We start from the raw sequence: 18605 nt of genomic DNA on the forward strand, positions 1-18605 counted from the left end.
TTCATTTTTTTTGTCAGACGGTTGCACGTCACCGCTGACGATGACGGTAGCTATTCTAGGTGATCTGAATCTGCACGACGTGTCCGCCCCGTTTCCAGGGCGGACGCGACCGGGACGCGGTCGTCGAGGTCGCCGGTGACGCGTTACCTTGCGGTCCGGAATACGAGGCCGGTTTACGCCGAAACAGCGGGATGGACGGGCACCGTGAAATGAAAGATAGCGCCGCGAGGTACGTTGGCGCTTGCCCACAACCGGCCGCCGTGTGCGTCGATGATCGAGCGACAGATCGACAGACCCATGCCCATCCCGCTGGTCTTTGTCGTATAAAACGGCTCAAAGAGGCGCTCGATGTTCTCGAGCGCGACACCCGGCCCGGAATCGCACACCGTCACCAGGACGGCACCCGGCTTATCCATGGCGGTGCTGATCGTCAATTCCCGCGGCTCCACGTCCACCGTGCTCATCGCATCGATGGCATTGATAACAAGGTTCACCATCACCTGTTGCAGTTGCACCCGGTCGCCTTTGATGAACGGTAAATCCTCTGCAAGCCGCAGCTGAACCGAGACGCCGCTCCCGTGGGCTTCACCCGACGTGAGCACCGTGACCTCGCGAATCACGTCGTTGAGCTGCAGGATTTCGTTGCACGTCGGGGCCTTTTTGACAAGACCATGAATGCGCTTGATCACCTCGCCTGCACGCCTGGCATCGCGGACGATTCGCTCGAATGCCTGGCGGGCCTCTGCCACATCGGGTGGTTCGCGACCAAGCCAGCGCAGACCCGTTGACGCATTGATGGCCGTCGCAGCGATCGGCTGCTTCATTTCGTGGCTGATCGAGGCCGCGAGCTGCCCTATGGCCGTGACGCGGTTGGCATGCGCGAGCTCGAGCTGCATCTGGCGTGCCTGCGCTTCCGCCCGTTTGCGCTCGCTCAGATCGAGCACGAACACAATGCCTTGAGTCCCGCTCTCGTCCAGCATCGCAACGCCGATCAGCACGGGCACGCGGCTGCCGTCCTTCCTGAAGTACTCTTTCTCATAGGGCTGCAATGTCCCCGTGATCTTCAGTTCCGGCATCCACTCTCTTCTGTTGCGCTCAAGCCATTCTGGTGGCGTCAGGTCGCTCCAGCGCAGACGCCCCTCCAGGAGATCGTCACGGTCGTATCCGACGATACGAAGAAACGCGTCATTGGCTTCGAGGATTCCGCCTTCGAGATCCCCAATGAAGATCCCGACGATGTTGGCGTCGACGAGGCGCCGGATTTTCGCTTCGCGTTCTTCGAGATCACGGTACAGACGGGCATTTTCCAGCGTCATCGCGGCCTGCGAAGCCAGTACCTTCAAGACCGCAATCCTTGCCGGGGTAAAAGCGCCGGCGGCGAGGTTGTTTTCCAGATAAACCAATGCAATCAGCCTTCCCTGCTTGACGAGAGGCAGGCAGAGGATCGATCGCGCCCGCACGCGGGCAATGTACGCGTCGTCGGTGAACGCGCCCCGAGCTGAGGCATCGTCGAGGATGACGCTCTCCTGCGTACGCGCGCAATACTGAAGAATCGACTCGGGCAGCTCGGCGGCAGCAATCGGCGCCTTGCGGAGCGCGACCGTGACTGAGGAGCCGTCTGTATCGGCCTGCGCCTCGATCCATAGCCCGGCATCCCGCGGGAGCACAAGCAGGCCGCGTTGCGCACCGGCGTGCTCCACGGCGGTGCGCATCAGCGCTTCGATCAGGTTCTCGAGCACAATCTCGCCCGACACGATCTGTGAGACGCTCAGCACGGTAGCGAGATCCAGCTGCTCGATTGGCGTTCCGGGTGCGGCCGTCTGGCGCGCATGGTCCGCATAAGGCTTGAGGTGCGGGTAGCACTGTTCAAGCTGTCGCACCTTGCCATTGGCACCCCAACGCAGATAGGCGTCGTGGGCATCCTGCAGGTAGACGCGCGCGATTTTCTCCAAACCTCGCGTCGCAAAGAAACGTGCAGCCAGTTCGTTGGCAAGCGCCTCGTTGTGCACAAAGCCGTTTGCCTGGGCCGAGCGGATAGCCTGTTCGTAAAGCGCTTCGGCATCGAGCGCGCGGCCTTCGATCCGGGCGATCTCCGCGCCCACGAGGGCAGCGCGGTTCTCGAAATTCTCCGGGCAAATATCTGCCCAAATCTCGAGTTGTCTTTGATGCTCAGCAAGCGCGTCAATGTGAACCTGTCGCTCATCAGCCGTCGCCGTATCGAATGAGGCCGCGCGACACAACGCGCTGTAAAAGTGATACTCGGCGATTTCGAAGGTTAGCGACGTCCAAAGCAGCCGTCGCGCCCGCAATGAGGCGTCGAGCGCCGCACCATAGTCGCCTGCGAAGAACCGCGCCTGCAGCTTGCGGATCCAGTACCAGCACTCGGCCATTGCCAGATTCGGGTTCTCCGTAAAGCGGCGCTCAATCCGAAGCTCATCAAAAGTCGCATCGTCGAAGCGGCCAAACGTCGGCGTGAGCCCCCTCAGCGTCCGTACCAGGCCGAGCTGGGCGCCGATGCGGTCAATGAAGGCACCGAATCGCATCTTCTGCGCAAACGCGAGACCCCGTTCGGCTTCGCCTTGCACCTGCTCGAGCGGATCGCCGGCGGCAAGCAGGTTCGTATTCAGGTGGCTACAACTGTACGCCGCGCAAGTGAGGTCCCCGCTTTGGCTGGCCGCCTCGAACGCGCGACGCACCAGTTCACGGCCAGCCCGGACAGGTTGTTTCCACGGCAGGACCATACCGCCAAAGATCATATAGGCCCTTACATCGTCGCGCTTCAGCCCGCGCTGCTCGACCAGCTCGTAGCTGAGCCGGCCGAATCGATATCCAGTCTCGTAGTCGCCGAGGTGCAGCCCGGCGATCACGCCGAGCCACACAAAGGCGAAACAGGATGCGTCAGCGTTGCCATGCTCGAGAATCAGATTGACCATGCGACAGGTGACCAGGCAAAGCAGGTTCCGATTCGTATAAAGGGCAGCCACCGCCAGTTTGGCCAGAACATCGACAGTTGCGAGGGATGCTGGGTCACTCATCAAGGGCAGATCGACGAGTGCCTCAAGCGGGCGGTTTCCGAGGGTGGACCAGATCCGCTGATACTCCCGGCGCGCTTCCTCTTCCGTCGGATGCAGCGACCACTCGATGCCCAGATGTCTGAGGTATTCGAGACCGATGGCGGCCGCGCGGCCGCTTTGATCGAGGGTCACATGGAGATCCACGCGCAGACACGCGACGCGCGCGGCTTCCACCGAATCTTTCGTGCGCTTTGCCAGTGCCGCCAGACGCTCGTCCGCCGCCGCCAGCGCACCGGTCAAAAATTCGCATTCGGCCCGGTTCAACTCCAGCGCGAAGATGAGCTCCCGCAGGCGACCCCAGCCATCGTCGCCCACGAGCGCCACGCCAGCAGCCAGATACTTGAGCGCTGAGGCGTAGGCGGTGGAAGCCTTGGCGCGCCTCCCGGCGATCAGATTGAACTCGGCGAGCTGATCCCGCTCCGCGCGTGACCCGATCAGCGGGATCGCGCGGTTCAGATGATTGACGATCTCGAAGATCACCTCGTCGCGCTTCCCGCCCGGCGTGTGTTCCGCCAGCAGTCGGCCGATTCGAAGGTGAGTTTCGCCTCGTCGCGCTTGGGCGATCAGCGAATACGCGGCTTCCTGAATGCGGTCGTGGGCGAACCGGTAGCCAGCCGCGCCACGCTCGACCAGTTCCAGCCGGACGGCGGGCCAGAGCGCCCCATGAACCTGCTCCTCCGGCGCCCCGAGGACGAGTGAGAGCGTCGTCGTCTCGGCACTATTGCCAAGACAGGCCAGTTGCTGCAATGCATGCTGTGTTTCGCCCGGCAGGCGCGTGAGCTTCGCGACCATGAGGTCGACAACGTTATCGGTATATCCCTTGGCGTGAATGTGGTCGAGATTCCAGCACCAGCGGGCAGCATCGTGGTCAAAGATGAGCATGCCCTCGTCAGCGAGCGACGACAGGAACTGAATGGCAAAAAACGGATTGCCGCCGGTTTTCTGATGAACCATTTGCGCAAGCGGTGCGACGTGCGCGGGCTCGCAGCGAAGTGCGTCCGCAAGCCATTGCCGCAGATGCGCTTGCTCAAGCGGCGCAAGCGCGATTTCGGCGACCACCCCGCCAGCGGCCTTGATGGCTTCGAGCTTGCGCCTCAGCGGATGGTCAGCAATAACTTCGTTATCGCGATAGGCGCCGATCAACATCAGGTGCTGCAGATCGGAGCGGGTCAACAAGTCCTCGAGCAGATCGAGCGTGGCCGCGTCGAGCCATTGCAGGTCGTCGAGAAAGAGCGCCAGTGGATGTTCCGCCCTGGCAAAGACGCCGATAAAACGCTGGAACACCAGCTGGAAACGGCGTTGTGCCTGCTGCGGCTCAAGCTCGGGGACAGGGGGCGGCTCGCCGATGATGAGCTTGAGCTCGGGCACGACGTCGACGATGAGCCGTGCGTTCGGCCCGAGCGCCTCGACAAAGGCGTCGCGCCAGCCGGAAAGCTCGGCGTCGCGCTTGCCGAGAAGCGGTCGCACGAGGCTCTGAAAAGCCTGAGCGAGCGTCGCATAAGGGATGTCGCGCTTGTACTGGTCGAACTTGCCCGCGGCGAAGAGCCCGCGCGGCGGCACCAGCACCCGGTGCAATTCGTTGACGACCGCGGACTTGCCAATGCCCGAATAGCCGGAGACCAGCACCAGTTCCGGCGCGCCGCTTTTGACGATGCGATCGAAGGAGGCCAGCAAGGTCTCGACCTCGCCCTCGCGCCCGTAGAGCCTTTCCGGGATGAGCAGCCGATCGGGCGTGTCCTGCTGACCGGGTGCAAAGTCGTCGATGTCACCGTGGGTTTCCCACCCGGCGAGGCAGCGCCGCAGATCGCGCTCGACGCCGCCGGCGGTCTGGTAGCGCTCCTCGGCCGTCTTGGCCATCAGCTTCATGACGATGGCCGACAACGCGGCGGGGACGCCCTCCAGCCGCTCGCTGGGCGCCACGGGCTTTCGCGCGATATGGCAATGCACCCACTCCATCGGATCGGCTGCGGCGAACGGCAGCGCACCGGTGAGCATCTGATAGAGCGTGACGCCAAGGGCATACAGATCGCTGCGGGCGTCGATCGAGCGGTTCATGCGCCCGGTCTGTTCCGGGGCCATGTAGGCAAGCGTACCGGCGAGGGTCTCCGGCGGCTCGGGCGCCTGTCGCTCGCGTCGCAGCTGCGAGGCAATACCGAAGCCGGTCAGGCGCGGCTGCCCGTCCGTGCAGTTCACGAGGATATGGGCAGGCTTGAGGTCCTTGTGGACGAGGCCGCGCTGGTGAAGCTTGCCCAGCGCCGCGGCAATGCCGACGGCGACGCGCACCGCACTGCCCACCGCCATCGGCGCGCCGACCAGCCGCGCGAGCGGCTCACCGCCTGGATCCTCAAGCACCAGCAGCGTCCCGCCGCCTTCGCGCACCAGCGCCAGCGGCCGCACAGCCCACGCGCCATCGAGTTCGTCCTTCAGTTCGAATTCGTGAGCGAGCCGATCAAGGCTGGCGGGGGAGGGCTGCTCGACGGCGGGCCGGGCGATGAGTAGTGTCTCGTCGCCGCCATTGGCCGGCCATCGTGTCCGGCTGAAGATGCGCTCGCCGTCCTCCCACAATGTCTGGAGGCCGTTGCTCATCTCGTCGTAAGCATAGGTAGCATTCATCGCTGCCCTCCGCTGATTCCCCAGAATACACCCGACGACTTATGAAGACGGGGCCCCCTCCTTGACGCGAAACAGATCCGGTCCGCGCGGAACGCTTGCGCGACACGATTCGCGACCCGCATCCCGCGGCCGGCGAACCTCGGCCGGTGACCGTTGAAGTTCGCGAGAAACTGCAGAAAGTCTTTGCGAGCAAGTGTCAGTTTTGCAATGAAAAGCGGCCATAGTTGGGAAGCCGTGCCCAGCGACCGCTTCGGGTCGACTGCCCCCAGCTGCGTAAGGCAGCAGCCGGGCAGTTCCGATCGTTCAGACAGAGACGCCGGATCAGGCAAGCACTTGGCCGCGTGATTGATCGTTGGGCTTCGACACGCTGAGTTGTTCTGTTCGGGCTGTTGGCAGAGCCGCAACGGTCGGACGCGCCCTGTCCGCCTAAATCCGTCACACATGCCAATCAGGGCGGGTGAGATCGATCGCGCGCACTGACTCGATTCACGCGTTCGCCTTGTTCTGCCGGGCCCCGGCCGCGTGTCGCACAGATGCAGCAAACTTTTGGCACGGCTTTTGCCCTGATCAAAGCAAGTATTGCGCCCCCAATCCGACACGACACGTCACATCGATCAGGAGCACGCCATGAACACCCTCGCGATCACGGATCTGCCCTTCGCCGACGAACTCGACCATCACGGCATGGCCGCCGTGCATGGAGGCATGATGAAACTGCCGGGCCAGCACAACATCGCGAACCTGCTGACGTCGCCGGATGGCGAGCCCGTTTCCGTCTATGTCGACGGCTTGCTGATCAACTCGGTTACCAGCGGCTATGCGCCGCGCTAGCTTGGACGCGCTTCATCGGAGCGCTGACCGACAAGGCGATCGGACAGGCGGCCGCGGCTGACTCATCGGGCGCGGCCACGGGACGTGCCAGGACAAACGGATATCCGCTTGCCTTGGCACGGCGTCTTCCAATGCTGCCAATACCGCATGTCGCGGCGTGGCCCGGCTTCTTCAAAGCGGGGCGTTCCGGTAGCGGGAAAAGCCGAGTCGACAGCGACTCAATAAACGAAGCTATGGTAGCCAATGAAAAAGTGTTACTTCTGCTACGTCGACAATCCCGATTCGGCAGTTCGGTGCAAGCACTGCCGAACGGAACTTTTCACCCATGATGCCGCGTTGAAGGATGCAGCGACTGAAAGGGAGATGACCAGGACTTCCGGGAAGGCCGTTGCCTTCCTGGTAGCAGCTATCTTCGCGGCGGTCGCCTATTGGGCCGTTAGAACGGTCGGCTGAAATGGGCATCGTCGCGAGCAGCCATTGTCCAGCGGCGGGGTTCATTATCCTCGCCGGATTCTGGCAACGATGCCGGACCTCGCCATCCATCAAGAATATTCGTCGAAGATTTGCCGGCCGCCGCGACGGCGCGAAACCTCGCCGTCGCGGGGCGATGATCCTCGACAGCCGAAGGCGTTCAGGCTGCTGCCGCCTGAGGAATCGAGTCGAGCTGCTCGCCGCCCAGGATATCGACAAGATCGGTCAGCATCCGTCCCAATTCACCCGTCATCAGCGTGACGTCCGAGTCGAAGCATTCATCGTCGTTCTGCGCGGTGGGATCCGCCGCTTCCTTGATCACGTCGAGCGGCGTGACACGCTTGATCGTCAGCGAAGGCGTCAGCACGAAGGAGATCCGGTCATCCCAGGTCATCGCAAGGCGCATGCATTGTTTGCCGGCTTCGATGTGCCGGCGCATGTCGTCCGCTTCCAGCGCGTGGCCGACATATCGCACCGTGGCGCCGCCTTCGCCGCTCGAGCGCAACTCGGCGTCCTGGTCCACGGTGAATCCACCCGGCGCCTCGCCGGACAGCAGCCAATCCGTCATCGCGGCGACCGGCGAAAGCGCCACGCGAACGCTCGCGAGCGGCAACTGATCGATCGATTTCACGAGCAGGCCGCGAACGTCGTCGGCAACAGCCGGTGCAGCCGCATCGATGACGAGCCAGCCGTTCGCCGTATCGATCCACACGCGGGTATCGCGGCGGATGGTGAACGCGCGAGGCAGCAGTTCGTCGGTAACCTGCTCCTTGAGTTCGCGCAACTGTTTGCGCCCCGGCTTGAAGCCCTGCTGCTCTTCGATTTCGAGCGCCCGGGCCTTGGTCACCTGATTGACGACCGACGCCGGGAGCAGCTTTTTCTCGGCACGAAACAGCAGCAGCATCTGCCGGTTGATCGAATACACGAGCGCGCCGTCGTCGCGCGGCGATGCCCAGCCGACGCTCTGCATCTCGACGCTGCTACCCGGCTGAAACGCGTGGGGCGCCAGCCATTTTTCCATCTGATCGGGGGTTACGGCCCAAGGCGCCGGAAGACGATGAAGCTGAAGATTTTTGAACCACATGGGCGTACAGGCAAAGCGAATCATTCTATATGACGGCGACGCTTCGCGGCCAAACGCAGCCGTTTGTCTTGACTGTCACCCGCCCATTCGAGCGGCTGCTCCGCATCGTACCGCCGACCTTCGGATCCGACCCTGTCGGGTCCGGCCATCGCGCCTTCCGTTCCGTCTCCCTCTTGTAGCCGCCTGCCGCCCCCGATCCCGTTCAGTTCAATTCGAAGTCAGCCGGCGGCGCAGGCTCATCCGCGTATCGGAACACGTTGAGGTCGTCATGCTGGATCGCCGGTTTCTTGCCCGAGATCAGATCGGCGAGCAACTGTCCGGAGCCGCAAGACATTGTCCAACCGAGCGTGCCGTGCCCCGTGTTGAGGAACAGATTCGGCAGGCCTGTCCGGCCGACGATCGGCGTACCGTCCGGTGTCATCGGGCGCAGTCCGGTCCAGAACGTCGCCTTCGCCGTGTCGCCACCGCCCGGGAAAAGGTCGTTGACACACATCTCGAGCGTCTCGCGACGGGCCAGACGCAGCTGTTTGTCAAAGCCAACGATTTCCGCCATGCCACCCACACGGATGCGCTTCTCGAATCGCGTGATGGCGATCTTGTAGGTCTCGTCGAGCACGGTCGACACCGGCGCGGCCGCTTCATTCGCGATCGGCGCGGTGATCGAGTAACCCTTGAGCGGGTAGACCGGAATCTTCACGACGCCGGACAGGAATTTCGTCGAATACGAACCGAACGCAACCACGAATGCGTCCGCATGCACGAGCTTGCTGCCATGCAGCGCACCGACGACCCGGCCACCTTCGACGACAAGGCGATCGATGACGGTGTTGTAGCGGAACGTCACGCCGAGCTGTTCCGCAAGTGCCGCAAGGCGTGTCGTGAAGAGCTGGCAGTCGCCGGTTTCATCTCCGGGCAGGCGCAGCCCGCCGGTCAGCTTGTACGACGTCGCCGCAAGTGCGGGTTCAACCCGCGCGAGATCCGCCGGCATCAACAGCTCATAGGCAACGTTCGCCTCCTTCAGCACGGCGATGTCCTTTGCGGCGCCTTCGAGCTGCTGCTGGGTCCGAAACACCTGGAGCGTCCCGCCAGTGCGGCCTTCGTATTCGATCCCGGTGTCGGCACGCAGTGCCTGCAAGCAATCGCGACTGTACTCGGCCAGTCGAACCATGCGGCCCTTGTTCACCGCATAGCGCTCAGCCGTGCAGTTCTGCAGCATCTGCCACATCCATTGCAGCTGGAATTGCTTGTCTGCGTCATCAGGCCGGATCGCAAGGGGGGCATGCTTCTGGAACATCCATTTGACCGCTTTGAGCGGCACGCCTGGTGCAGCCCACGGCGCCGCGTAGCCGGGGGAAATCTGGCCAGCGTTCGCAAAGCTGGTTTCGAGCGCAGGCCCCGACTCACGATCGATGACCGTCACTTCGTGGCCTGCGCGTGCCAGATAGTAGGCGCACGTCACACCCACAACACCGCTCCCCAACACGACGACTCGCATGCTGTTTCTCCTCAGGTGTCCAAGCACATGAACGTTCCGCCAGCGAATTCCGTGGTGCCGCAGCCTCGAGCCCGTTCGCCCATGTTAATGAACTCGCGGCAGTTTTATTTATCGTTTTCCGTCGATCGACGGCTGAGTCCATTGATCTGCGCAATCGTGTCGAACGGCATCGGCAAGCAGCAGCAACGCCTCCGCCAGCGACAGCACCGTTGTCCGCGAATCGAATGCGGTGGAAAACAGATGTTCGTGCACGACCTGATCCGGGTCATAACAGCAATCCTTGACCGTGTACAGGCGGAAGTCCGCGTCGCTCGCATATGCAACCGACGACAGCACGACGCCGGTCGACGCAATACCGACCATGATCAGCGAATCGACACCTTGTGCGGACAGCCGCACCTCCAGATCGGTGCCGAAGAACACGCTGGCGCGATGCGCGATGACGAGCGGTTCGTTGGCCTGCTTGCCCAACTCCGGCGAGGTCCGATCGTCGACGAAGAGGCCGAGTTGCTTGATTCCCTGCCCGTTCTTGTTCAACGGGCTGACCTCCGGATAGCCGGGGCTGAACCGGAGGTTCGCGAAATAGACGCTGACGCCTTTGGCCCGCGCCGCGTCGCAGAGTTTCCGCGTATTGGCGAGCAAGGCAGGCGCAACCGATGGAAAGAGTCCGAGTATGTCGGTCTGGTAATGCATGACGACAAGCGCGGTTCGCGCCGGCACGATTGCCGGAATCTGCGAACTCATGCGCTGCGCGAACGTGCTGCTGGTCTCGTCGCTTCCGCTGTTGCCGGGACTCATGTTGGTTGTCATTGCGCCACCTGACGGTTTTCCGGATCCGTGACTGACGCCACATGATAGCCGCTGGCAACACGACCGCCGTGTTCGCACGTCTCCTTTACGTCGACACGCGGCTCATTCGAAGACCTGTTGATCGACGTCCGCATGCACCACGCGATGATGCTCGTCCAGACCACCACGTGGGGTATCGCACGCGTTGCAGAGGCGTCCGGCTACAAATCCCGCGCACACTTTACCGAACGATTCCAGGAATGCTTCGGCTATCTCCCGTCGACCGTTCGATAGCCCCGGAACTAACGTGCGGCCCCGGTCAGGACACCCTCTGCGCAATCGATCAATGCCGATGCCGATGATGGATATCCGGGAAATGCGCATGCGAATGCGTGATCGGCAGATGCACGTGCGGATGCGAGTGCGGTTCGGCACCGTCGTACGGGAAATCATGCTCGTGCTGGTGATGCTCGTCGTGACGGTGACGATGCGTATGCTCGAGCGCGTCGTGCGTATGTTCGTGCTCGTGCCGCTCTCGCACGTGCAGCCAGATCCCGAGCGCCATCAGTGCCGCGGCGATCCAGAACGTGACGGCCGGCAGCTCCGGCCAGATCAGCAGCGACAGCGCGACGCCGAACAGCGGCGCGACGGAAAAATACGCGCCCGTGCGCGCCGTGCCGAGATGACGCAGCGCGACGACGAACAGCACGAGACTGATCCCGTAGCCGCCGAGCCCGGTCAGCATCGCGGCGGCGGTTGCCGTCAGCGGCGGCAGCGTCGCGCCGGCCGCCAGCGCGATCGCGATGTTGACGGGACCGGCAATCAACCCTTTCAGGCACGCGATGACCATCGCGTCGTTGGCCGACACCTTGCGCGTGAGGTTGTTGTCGATCGCCCAGCACAGGCACGCGCCGGCGATCAGCAATGCGCCCAGCGGCACGCGCGCTTCGCCGGGCGTCCATGACAGCAGCACGCCGCCCGCGACAATCGCCACCATGCCGAGAAACACCTGCGTATCGACATTCTCGCGGAATACGATCCACGCGATCACGGCCGTCAGCACGCCCTCGAGATTGAGCAGCAGCGCGCTCGTGGCGGCAGGCGTGCTCGCGAGGCCGAGCATCAGCAGCGCGGGCCCGGCTACGCCGCCCGCGGCAATCGCACCCGCCAGCCACGGGATTTCCGATCGCGTCAGCGACTGCCCGGTGCCGGTCGGTGCGGCGGGCCGGCGCAGCCGGCGAATGACGATGCCGATACCCAGGCCGACGCCACTGCCGAGGTAGAACAGGCCGGCCACCATGAACGGCGACATCGTGCCGAGCAGCGCTTTGGCAAATGGCGTCGCGGCGCCGAACAGCGCGGCGGCGGTCAGAGCGATGATGATCGCGTTGAATCTCGAACTCATATATTCAGGGTCGGTGTGCACGGTTCAGGACCGGCGGTCGTGTTGTGATCAACGTTGCAACGCGGGCCCGTACGGCCCGAGGCGCCCGGGGCGGGTTGCCCGGCCGGGCGGGCCCCGGCCGTCCACGCGCAGCCGAACTGTCTCATGCTCCGTTGACGGCGCGTTGAATCCGGGTGGCGTCGACGTATCGGCGCGGACATTATCCGTCAGTCGCTGCTCGATTTCGTCCGATGGCAGCCGACACGCCGCCGCGCACGCAGATGCATGGACAATCCGCCCACCCCTCGACGCGGGTGCGACGTTCGTCGTCGGCGACGATGCGGAAATGCAGGCCTGCGCGGATGCCGCGCGAACGCTGTTCGACGACGTGAAGCAGCACTGGCAGTCGACCGGCGCGGCAGGCACCGCCCTTTACGCGTACGCGGAACGGCGCGCCGCCGAGCTCGGCTGGCGCCTCAACGTGGACATCAAGGGCCATCGCGTATCGGACTTTCCGCATGCGATCTACAAGGCCGGCAACCTCGGCGATTTCGACGCGTGCCCCGACGCCGGGCTGTGGATCCTCGAAATCCAGATCGCCCACCCGAGCCGTCCGTTCGGAGCCTTCTACGAGGATCTGCTCGCCTGACGCGAAACGCGGGCCGGCATCGCTGCGATTCACATCGATTGCGTGACGGCGACACATGCGTCGTCGTCACGATCCACGCAGCCGCCCCCGGCGCACAAAAAAAAACCGCTCCGGAGAGCGGTTTGGCAGCAGACAGGCACGCAGCCCGCCGCAGGGTCAGTCGTCGAGCAGCGACAGGTCGCGCACCGCGCCCTTGTCGGCCGACATCACCAGTTTCGCGTACGCCTTGAGGGCCGCGGACACCTTGCGCGGACGCGGCTTCGCGGGCTTCCACCCCTTCGCGTTCTGCTCTTCGCGGCGGCGCGCCAGTTCCTCGTCGGACACCAGCACGTCGATCGTGCGGTTCGGGATGTCGATGCGGATCTTGTCGCCGTCGCGCACGAGGCCGATCGCGCCGCCGGCCGCCGCCTCGGGCGAGCAGTGGCCGATCGACAGGCCCGACGTGCCGCCCGAGAAGCGGCCGTCCGTCAGCAGCGCGCAGGCCTTGCCCAGGCCCTTCGACTTGATGTAGCTCGTCGGGTACAGCATTTCCTGCATGCCGGGGCCGCCCTTCGGGCCTTCGTAGCGCACGATCACCACGTCGCCGGCCTTGACCTTGTCGTTGAGAATGTTCTCGACCGCCTCGTCCTGCGATTCGGTGACGTGGGCCGTGCCCTCGAACACGAGGATGCTCTCGTCCACCCCTGCGGTCTTCACGACGCAGCCGTCGAGCGCGATGTTGCCCGTCAGCACCGCGAGGCCGCCTTCCTTCGAGAACGCGTGTTCGTATGAGCGGATGCAGCCTTCGGCGCGGTCGAGGTCCAGGCTCGGCCAGCGCGTGTCCTGGCTGAACGCAACCTGCGTCGGAATGCCTGCGGGGCCGGCCAGGTAGAAAGTCTTGACGGCGGCGTCCTGCGTGCGGGCGATGTCCCACTGATCCAGCGCGTCCTTCAGCGTGGGCGCATGCACGGTCGGCACGTCGGTGTGCAGCTTGCCGGCACGGTCCAGCTCGCCGAGGATCGCCATGATGCCGCCCGCGCGGTGCACGTCCTCGATGTGGTACTTGTTGGTGTTCGGCGCCACCTTGCACAGCTGCGGCACGACGCGCGACAGCCGGTCGATGTCGGTCATCGTGAAGTCGATGCCCGCTTCGCGCGCGATCGCCAGCAGGTGCAGGATCGTGTTGGTCGAGCCGCCCATCGCGATGTCCAGCGTCATCGCGTTCTCGAACGCCTTGAAGCCCACCGCGCGCGGCAGCACGCGCGCGTTCTCCTGCTCGTAGTACTCGCGCGTCAGTTCGACGATCCGGCGGCCGGCGCGCTTGAACAGTTGCTCGCGGTCCGCGTGCGTGGCCACCACCGTGCCGTTGCCGGGCAGCGACAGGCCCAGCGCCTCGGTCAGGCAGTTCATCGAGTTGGCCGTGAACATGCCCGAGCACGACCCGCAGGTCGGGCATGCGGAGCGCTCCACCTCGGCCACGTCGGCGTCGGAATAGGCGCTGTCGGCTGCGATCACCATCGCGTCCACGAGGTCGAGCTTCTTGAGCTCGACGGTCTTGGTGACGGGATTCGCGAGGCGCGTCTTGCCGGCTTCCATCGGGCCGCCGGACACGAAGATCACCGGAATGTCGAGGCGCATCGCGGCCATCAGCATCCCGGGGGTGATCTTGTCGCAGTTGGAGATGCACACCATCGCATCGGCACAGTGCGCGTTGACCATGTACTCCACGGAATCCGCGATGATGTCGCGGCTCGGCAGCGAATACAGCATGCCGTCGTGGCCCATCGCGATGCCGTCGTCGACCGCGATGGTGTTGAATTCCTTGGCCACGCCGCCCGCGGCTTCGATCTCGCGTGCGACGAGCTGGCCGAGGTCCTTCAGGTGCACGTGGCCGGGCACGAACTGGGTGAACGAGTTGACGACCGCGATGATCGGCTTCGAGAAGTCGTCGTCTTTCATGCCGGTGGCGCGCCACAGCGAGCGCGCGCCCGCCATGTTGCGGCCGGCGGTGGAGGTTTTGGAACGGTATGCGGGCATTGTGGTTGCTGAATGAATATCGCAGTAAGGAAGCGGGCCACGGGATTGAAGGCCCCACACACGCCCTTGCGAACAACCTCTTGAGCTGCGCTCCGGGCAAAGGCGGCATTATCCCATACGCGCCGGCGGTGCGCCGGCCGCGGGGGTTCTCGACGAAGCCGGCTGCCGCCCGCGTGTCCGCGCTCCGCCGCGCGCGTTGCCCGGCGGCGACATCACGACGGCGAGCGACACGCCGGCCGCATTGCGCGATCCGAAACTGCGCGCGCCGATGGAGATTCCAGCCTGATCATCGCGCACGGAATGCGACTGATTCTCCTTCCGTTTTCGTTGTCCTGTTCGCCGCCTCGTTGGCGTCGCGAGATTGTGATTCGACGGTTCACTGACTATCGTTGAAACGGCACGACGTCACGAAAGTGAACATCGCTCGATTGGGGGACATCGCTATGAAGGGCGACAAGAAAGTCATCGGCTATCTGAACGCGCAATTGAAAAACGAGCTGACGGCCATCAACCAGTACTTCCTGCATGCGCGCATGTATCGTCACTGGCAGCTCGACAAGCTCGGCAAGCACGAGTATGACGAATCGATCGGCGAGATGAAGCATGCGGACGCGCTCATCGAACGCATCTTCATGCTCGACGGGCTGCCGAACCTGCAGGACCTGCACAAGCTGCTCGTCGGCGAGCATACGGAAGAGATCCTCGAGTGCGACCTGAAGCTCGAGCGCGCGTCCCAGGCGCACTGCAAGGAAGCGATCGCGTACTGCGAATCGGTGCAGGACTACGCGTCGCGCGAAATCCTCGAAAACATTCTGGACGAAACCGAGGACCACATCGATTGGCTCGAGACCCAGCTCGAGTTGATCAAGAAGGTCGGCATCGAGAATTACCTGCAGTCGGGGATGACGCCGTTCGAGTCGTAGGCAGCGCAGCGCTCGACGACTAACGTTCGGTCGGCGTCCCGCGTTCGAGCTTCGCTTGCCGCCGCGCGCGGTCATTGACGATCTGGTGCCGCCGATGATCCGTCATCTTCTTCCACGCGCGCGCTTCCTCCAGTGTGCGGAAGCAGCCGATGCAGAATCCCGTTCGTCCGTCGAATGAGCAGATGTCGACGCAAGGTGACTTGACGGCCATCTGTCACGCCCCCGGCTGCACGCGCACGACTTCGACGGTCACGTGCGACAGGCCCTTGAGGCGGCCGAGCAGCGCATGATAGAAGCGCGCATCGCGGCTGCCGTCGCGGGTCGCCACCGACACGACCGCGCTCATGTGACCGGGCCCGAGACGCCACACGTGCAGGTCCGCGATGCGGTCTCCGCCGCCCTCGACCGCGTCGCGCACCCGCTCTTCCATTCGTGGATCGGATCGCATGTCGAGCAGGATGCCACCCGTGTCGCGCATCAGGCCGTACGACCAGTTGGCGATCACCAGCGCACCGATGATGCCCGCGAGCGGATCCATCCAGACCCAGCCGAATGCGCGCGCGAGCACGAGCCCGACGATTGCGAGCACCGACACCGCAGCATCCGCCATCACGTGGATGTACGCCGATCGGATGTTGTGGTCGCGCGCCGCGGCAGCGTGCGCGTCGTCGTGATCATGATCGTGCTCGACGAATTCGAGCGCATGCTCGTCGTCGCCGATTTGCACGACGGCCTTGAACGCGTGCGGCTCCGGAATGGTGTCGAGCGATTCCAGATAACCGCCGCGATCCACCATCGCGAACACCTGCCGGGTGCCGTCGGGACGCACGGTCGTCACCGAGACCGGTTCGCCGCCCGACGTTGCTGCGTCCGTTGCCGGCGCGATCCGGAAGACCGGCGGAACGCCGTCCTCGAACACGGTGACATCGAATACGCCCGCGCGGGTGAAGATCCGCTTCGGCTCGTCGTCGTGCGCGTGCTCGCCATGATCATGGCCGTGCCCGTGATGGTGATGATGACCGTGGCCATGATGATCGCCGCTCAGCAGCCAGACGCTCGCGAGGTTGACGAGCAAGCCAAGCACCGCGATCGGAATGGCCTCGCCGAAATGAATCGGTACCGGGGACAGGAAACGCGACACAGCCTCGTACCCGATCAGCAGCGCGATCATCGCCAGCACGATCGCGCTGGTGAACCCCGCCAGATCGCCGAGCTTGCCGGTGCCGAACACGAACCGCGGATCGCTCGCGTGGCGCCGCGCATACGTATAGGCCATCGCGGCGATCAGCATCGCGCCCGCGTGCGTCGACATGTGCAAGCCGTCGGCAACGAGCGCCAGCGAACCGAACAGGCTTCCGCCGACGATCTCCGCAACCATCATCGCGCTGCACAGCACGATCACGGCCCACGTCCTGCGTTCGTTCTGCTCGTGCGCCGCGCCGAGGAAGATGTGATCGTGCCCGGCGCCGAATGCGGCGTCGTTGAAATCGCTCATGTCGTGTCTCACTTGAAATAGCTGTGCACGACGTCGATCAGCAGCTCGGTCGCGCTGCCTTCGTCATGGCCGTCGTCGTGCTCGGCGTCGACCAGGTGCGTGCGGATATGGTCCTCGAGCACGACGGCCAGCAGCCCGTTCATCGCGCCGCGGCAACTCGTGATCTGCTGCAGCACGTCGTTGCAGCCGCGCTCCTCCTCGAGCGCGCGCTCGATGGCCTCCACCTGGCCCTTGATACGGCGAACCCGATTGAGCAGCTTCTGCTTCTCGCGAACTGTGTGACTCATCACCACCCTCCAGATAGGGTGGGGGAGTATATCTCAATACCCAATTCCATATAGGGTACGGGGGTATATGATCCTGTCGATTGGCTTTCGGGAGCCGTGATGCGCGAAAGTGCCGCATTCCGGACGTGGAGTCCATGCGCGCCCCGCCATCACGGCTGGGCACACGTCCTTCATGCAAGGTCACGCGCCGTCTTCATTTTCGTCGACGGACGACTCGGCAGGCTCCATGGTTAGGAAAACTGATAATCAGAATCGGAAGTCGTGCGAATATCATCGACCTCCTCGTTCGATATCGTTCCCCAACAGCAGGGAGGTATCGTGCCGTGTCGCAAGGCCACCCGTGAGGTTAGCCCGGACTCACACATCGCAATGCGTCCGATAAGACGAACGATGACCGGCGGCTCCGCTCGACATCGTTCGTGAATCGCTCGCTGCCATCGGCGTTGCGCCGTGGCATACGGACTCGCGGAAAGGCAACCTTCAAACATACCGCCAGCGATCCGGGGCATCGCTGGCGGCCACGGCGACGCGTTACTCGGTCTTTGCCGCTTGAGATTCAGCCTGCGCCGCTTGCACGTCGACGTTCTCCGCCTGCGGCGCGACGTCCGCCTGCTGCGGTTCGGCCGTCGCTTGCTGCGATGCGACCTCCGCCGGCTTCGACTCGGCCTTCGCCGATTGCGCAGCGCCCTTCCCCGGGCGTCGCGCCTTCAGTCGTCTGGCGCGCGCCGCGTCGTCCTTCGACACCCGCCCGGCTTCGTTGCCCTGCAGATCGACGCGCACCGCGTCCTCGACCAGGCACGACCAATAGCGGTTGCCCCGGCACCACGTCGCCATCGCTTCGCGCAGCTCGTCTTCGCTCAACCCGACCGCTTGCGCTTCGTTGGCGAGATCCGCCCAGATGCCGACCTTCAGCGGCACCTTCGGCGCCGGATTCTTCGGAAACGCGAGCGGGAAACGGCGTTGCAGTTTGCCGATCGCTACGATGATCGGGTCGACCGGCGTCGACGAGCGGGCTCCGGACGCCCCCTTTGCACCGGACGCCCCCTTTGCACCGGAAGATGCCTTGGCGCCGGAAGGTCCCTTAGCACCGGCAGCCGGTCTGGCCCCGGATGATGCCTTGGCCCCGGACGGCGGCGTGCCGCCGGACGACGGCTTCGCCTCGGACTGCGATCGCTTGGCATTGCGTTCCTGCTTGGCCTTGGCCGCGAGCTGGTTCCGCAATTCGGCAAGTTGTTCAAAACCCATAAATTCAATCCACCAGGAATAGGTAAGGCGTGACTTCCGCGGCGACTCGGCTCGCGCGCTAGTCGACGCGGTGCAAAGCCGTGCCGCGCAATACGCAGCAGCACGTCACGGACGCCTTCGGCGCATCCGTCGTCGACGCGGAACGCACAGCCTGAGCGGCTGGCGCACACCCCGTGTTTCAGGCACCCGGCCGGGATGCCGGATACAACGCAGGAGTGAAGTATACCGGTACGCGGGCGCGACGGCTGA

14 protein-coding genes are annotated in these 18605 nt (G+C 64.0%); 4 read left to right on the forward strand and 10 right to left on the reverse strand.

Going from position 1 to position 18605, the window contains the following annotated elements; translation table 11 throughout:
- Positions 1-173 precede the first annotated feature (173 nt).
- Positions 174-5687 (reverse strand): trifunctional serine/threonine-protein kinase/ATP-binding protein/sensor histidine kinase, encoded by a 5514-nt coding sequence (locus ACV22Z_RS19280; RefSeq protein ID WP_448077883.1) that lies wholly within the window; start codon positions 5685-5687, stop codon positions 174-176.
- Positions 5688-6314: 627 nt separating this feature from the next.
- Here ACV22Z_RS19280 and ACV22Z_RS19285 point away from each other — a divergent pair.
- Positions 6315-6518 carry a hypothetical protein gene (locus tag ACV22Z_RS19285; RefSeq protein ID WP_448077884.1) on the forward strand — a complete coding sequence of 68 codons (204 nt, stop codon included), beginning with the start codon at positions 6315-6317 and terminating at the stop codon, positions 6516-6518.
- A gap of 631 nt (positions 6519-7149) precedes the next feature.
- Here the strand turns inward: ACV22Z_RS19285 and ACV22Z_RS19290 are convergent.
- The 3 genes from ACV22Z_RS19290 to ACV22Z_RS19300 form a co-directional block, all read right to left on the reverse strand.
- Positions 7150-8073: a recombination-associated protein RdgC gene (locus tag ACV22Z_RS19290; protein WP_448077943.1), complete on the reverse strand. Its 924-nt coding sequence runs from the start codon at positions 8071-8073 to the stop codon at positions 7150-7152.
- A gap of 202 nt (positions 8074-8275) precedes the next feature.
- The gene (locus tag ACV22Z_RS19295; protein ID WP_448077885.1) at positions 8276-9595 is read right to left on the reverse strand and encodes a D-amino acid dehydrogenase; all 1320 of its coding nucleotides are present in this window, start codon (positions 9593-9595) and stop codon (positions 8276-8278) included.
- Positions 9596-9676: 81 nt separating this feature from the next.
- On the reverse strand, positions 9677-10378 hold the full coding sequence (locus tag ACV22Z_RS19300) for an isochorismatase family cysteine hydrolase (protein ID WP_448077886.1): 702 nt from the start codon (positions 10376-10378) through the stop codon (positions 9677-9679).
- A gap of 51 nt (positions 10379-10429) precedes the next feature.
- On the opposite strand from ACV22Z_RS19300, the gene ACV22Z_RS19305 reads away from it, so the two are divergent.
- The gene (locus tag ACV22Z_RS19305) at positions 10430-10651 is read left to right on the forward strand and encodes a helix-turn-helix domain-containing protein (RefSeq protein WP_448077944.1); all 222 of its coding nucleotides are present in this window, start codon (positions 10430-10432) and stop codon (positions 10649-10651) included.
- Positions 10652-10700: 49 nt separating this feature from the next.
- Here the strand turns inward: ACV22Z_RS19305 and ACV22Z_RS19310 are convergent, their stop codons facing one another.
- A complete protein-coding gene (locus tag ACV22Z_RS19310; protein ID WP_448077887.1) occupies positions 10701-11762 on the reverse strand; it encodes a DMT family transporter in 1062 nt (353 codons plus the stop codon).
- Positions 11763-12087: 325 nt separating this feature from the next.
- Here ACV22Z_RS19310 and ACV22Z_RS19315 point away from each other — a divergent pair, with 325 nt between their 5' ends.
- Complete coding sequence (locus ACV22Z_RS19315) at positions 12088-12390, forward strand: hypothetical protein (protein WP_448077888.1); 303 nt, start codon at positions 12088-12090, stop codon at positions 12388-12390.
- A gap of 156 nt (positions 12391-12546) precedes the next feature.
- Here the strand turns inward: ACV22Z_RS19315 and ilvD are convergent, their stop codons facing one another.
- Positions 12547-14406: a dihydroxy-acid dehydratase gene (gene ilvD / locus ACV22Z_RS19320; RefSeq protein WP_448077889.1), complete on the reverse strand. Its 1860-nt coding sequence runs from the start codon at positions 14404-14406 to the stop codon at positions 12547-12549.
- A 443-nt stretch (positions 14407-14849) separates the two neighbouring features.
- Here ilvD and bfr point away from each other — a divergent pair, with 443 nt between their 5' ends.
- Positions 14850-15329: a bacterioferritin gene (bfr, locus tag ACV22Z_RS19325; protein WP_448077890.1), complete on the forward strand. Its 480-nt coding sequence runs from the start codon at positions 14850-14852 to the stop codon at positions 15327-15329.
- Positions 15330-15348: 19 nt separating this feature from the next.
- Here bfr and ACV22Z_RS19330 read toward each other — a convergent pair whose 3' ends face one another.
- The 4 genes from ACV22Z_RS19330 to ACV22Z_RS19345 form a co-directional block, all read right to left on the reverse strand.
- A complete protein-coding gene (locus ACV22Z_RS19330) occupies positions 15349-15540 on the reverse strand; it encodes a DUF1289 domain-containing protein (protein WP_448077891.1) in 192 nt (63 codons plus the stop codon).
- Positions 15541-15543: 3 nt separating this feature from the next.
- Complete coding sequence (gene dmeF, locus ACV22Z_RS19335; protein ID WP_448077892.1) at positions 15544-16824, reverse strand: CDF family Co(II)/Ni(II) efflux transporter DmeF; 1281 nt, start codon at positions 16822-16824, stop codon at positions 15544-15546.
- An 8-nt stretch (positions 16825-16832) separates the two neighbouring features.
- A complete protein-coding gene (locus tag ACV22Z_RS19340) occupies positions 16833-17111 on the reverse strand; it encodes a metal/formaldehyde-sensitive transcriptional repressor (protein WP_448077893.1) in 279 nt (92 codons plus the stop codon).
- Positions 17112-17642: 531 nt separating this feature from the next.
- Positions 17643-18356, reverse strand: a complete 714-nt coding sequence (locus ACV22Z_RS19345) for a ProQ/FinO family protein (RefSeq protein WP_448077894.1) — start codon at positions 18354-18356, stop codon at positions 17643-17645.
- Positions 18357-18605 lie beyond the last annotated feature (249 nt).

The sequence above is a fragment of the Burkholderia sp. PU8-34 genome, assembly GCF_053427725.1.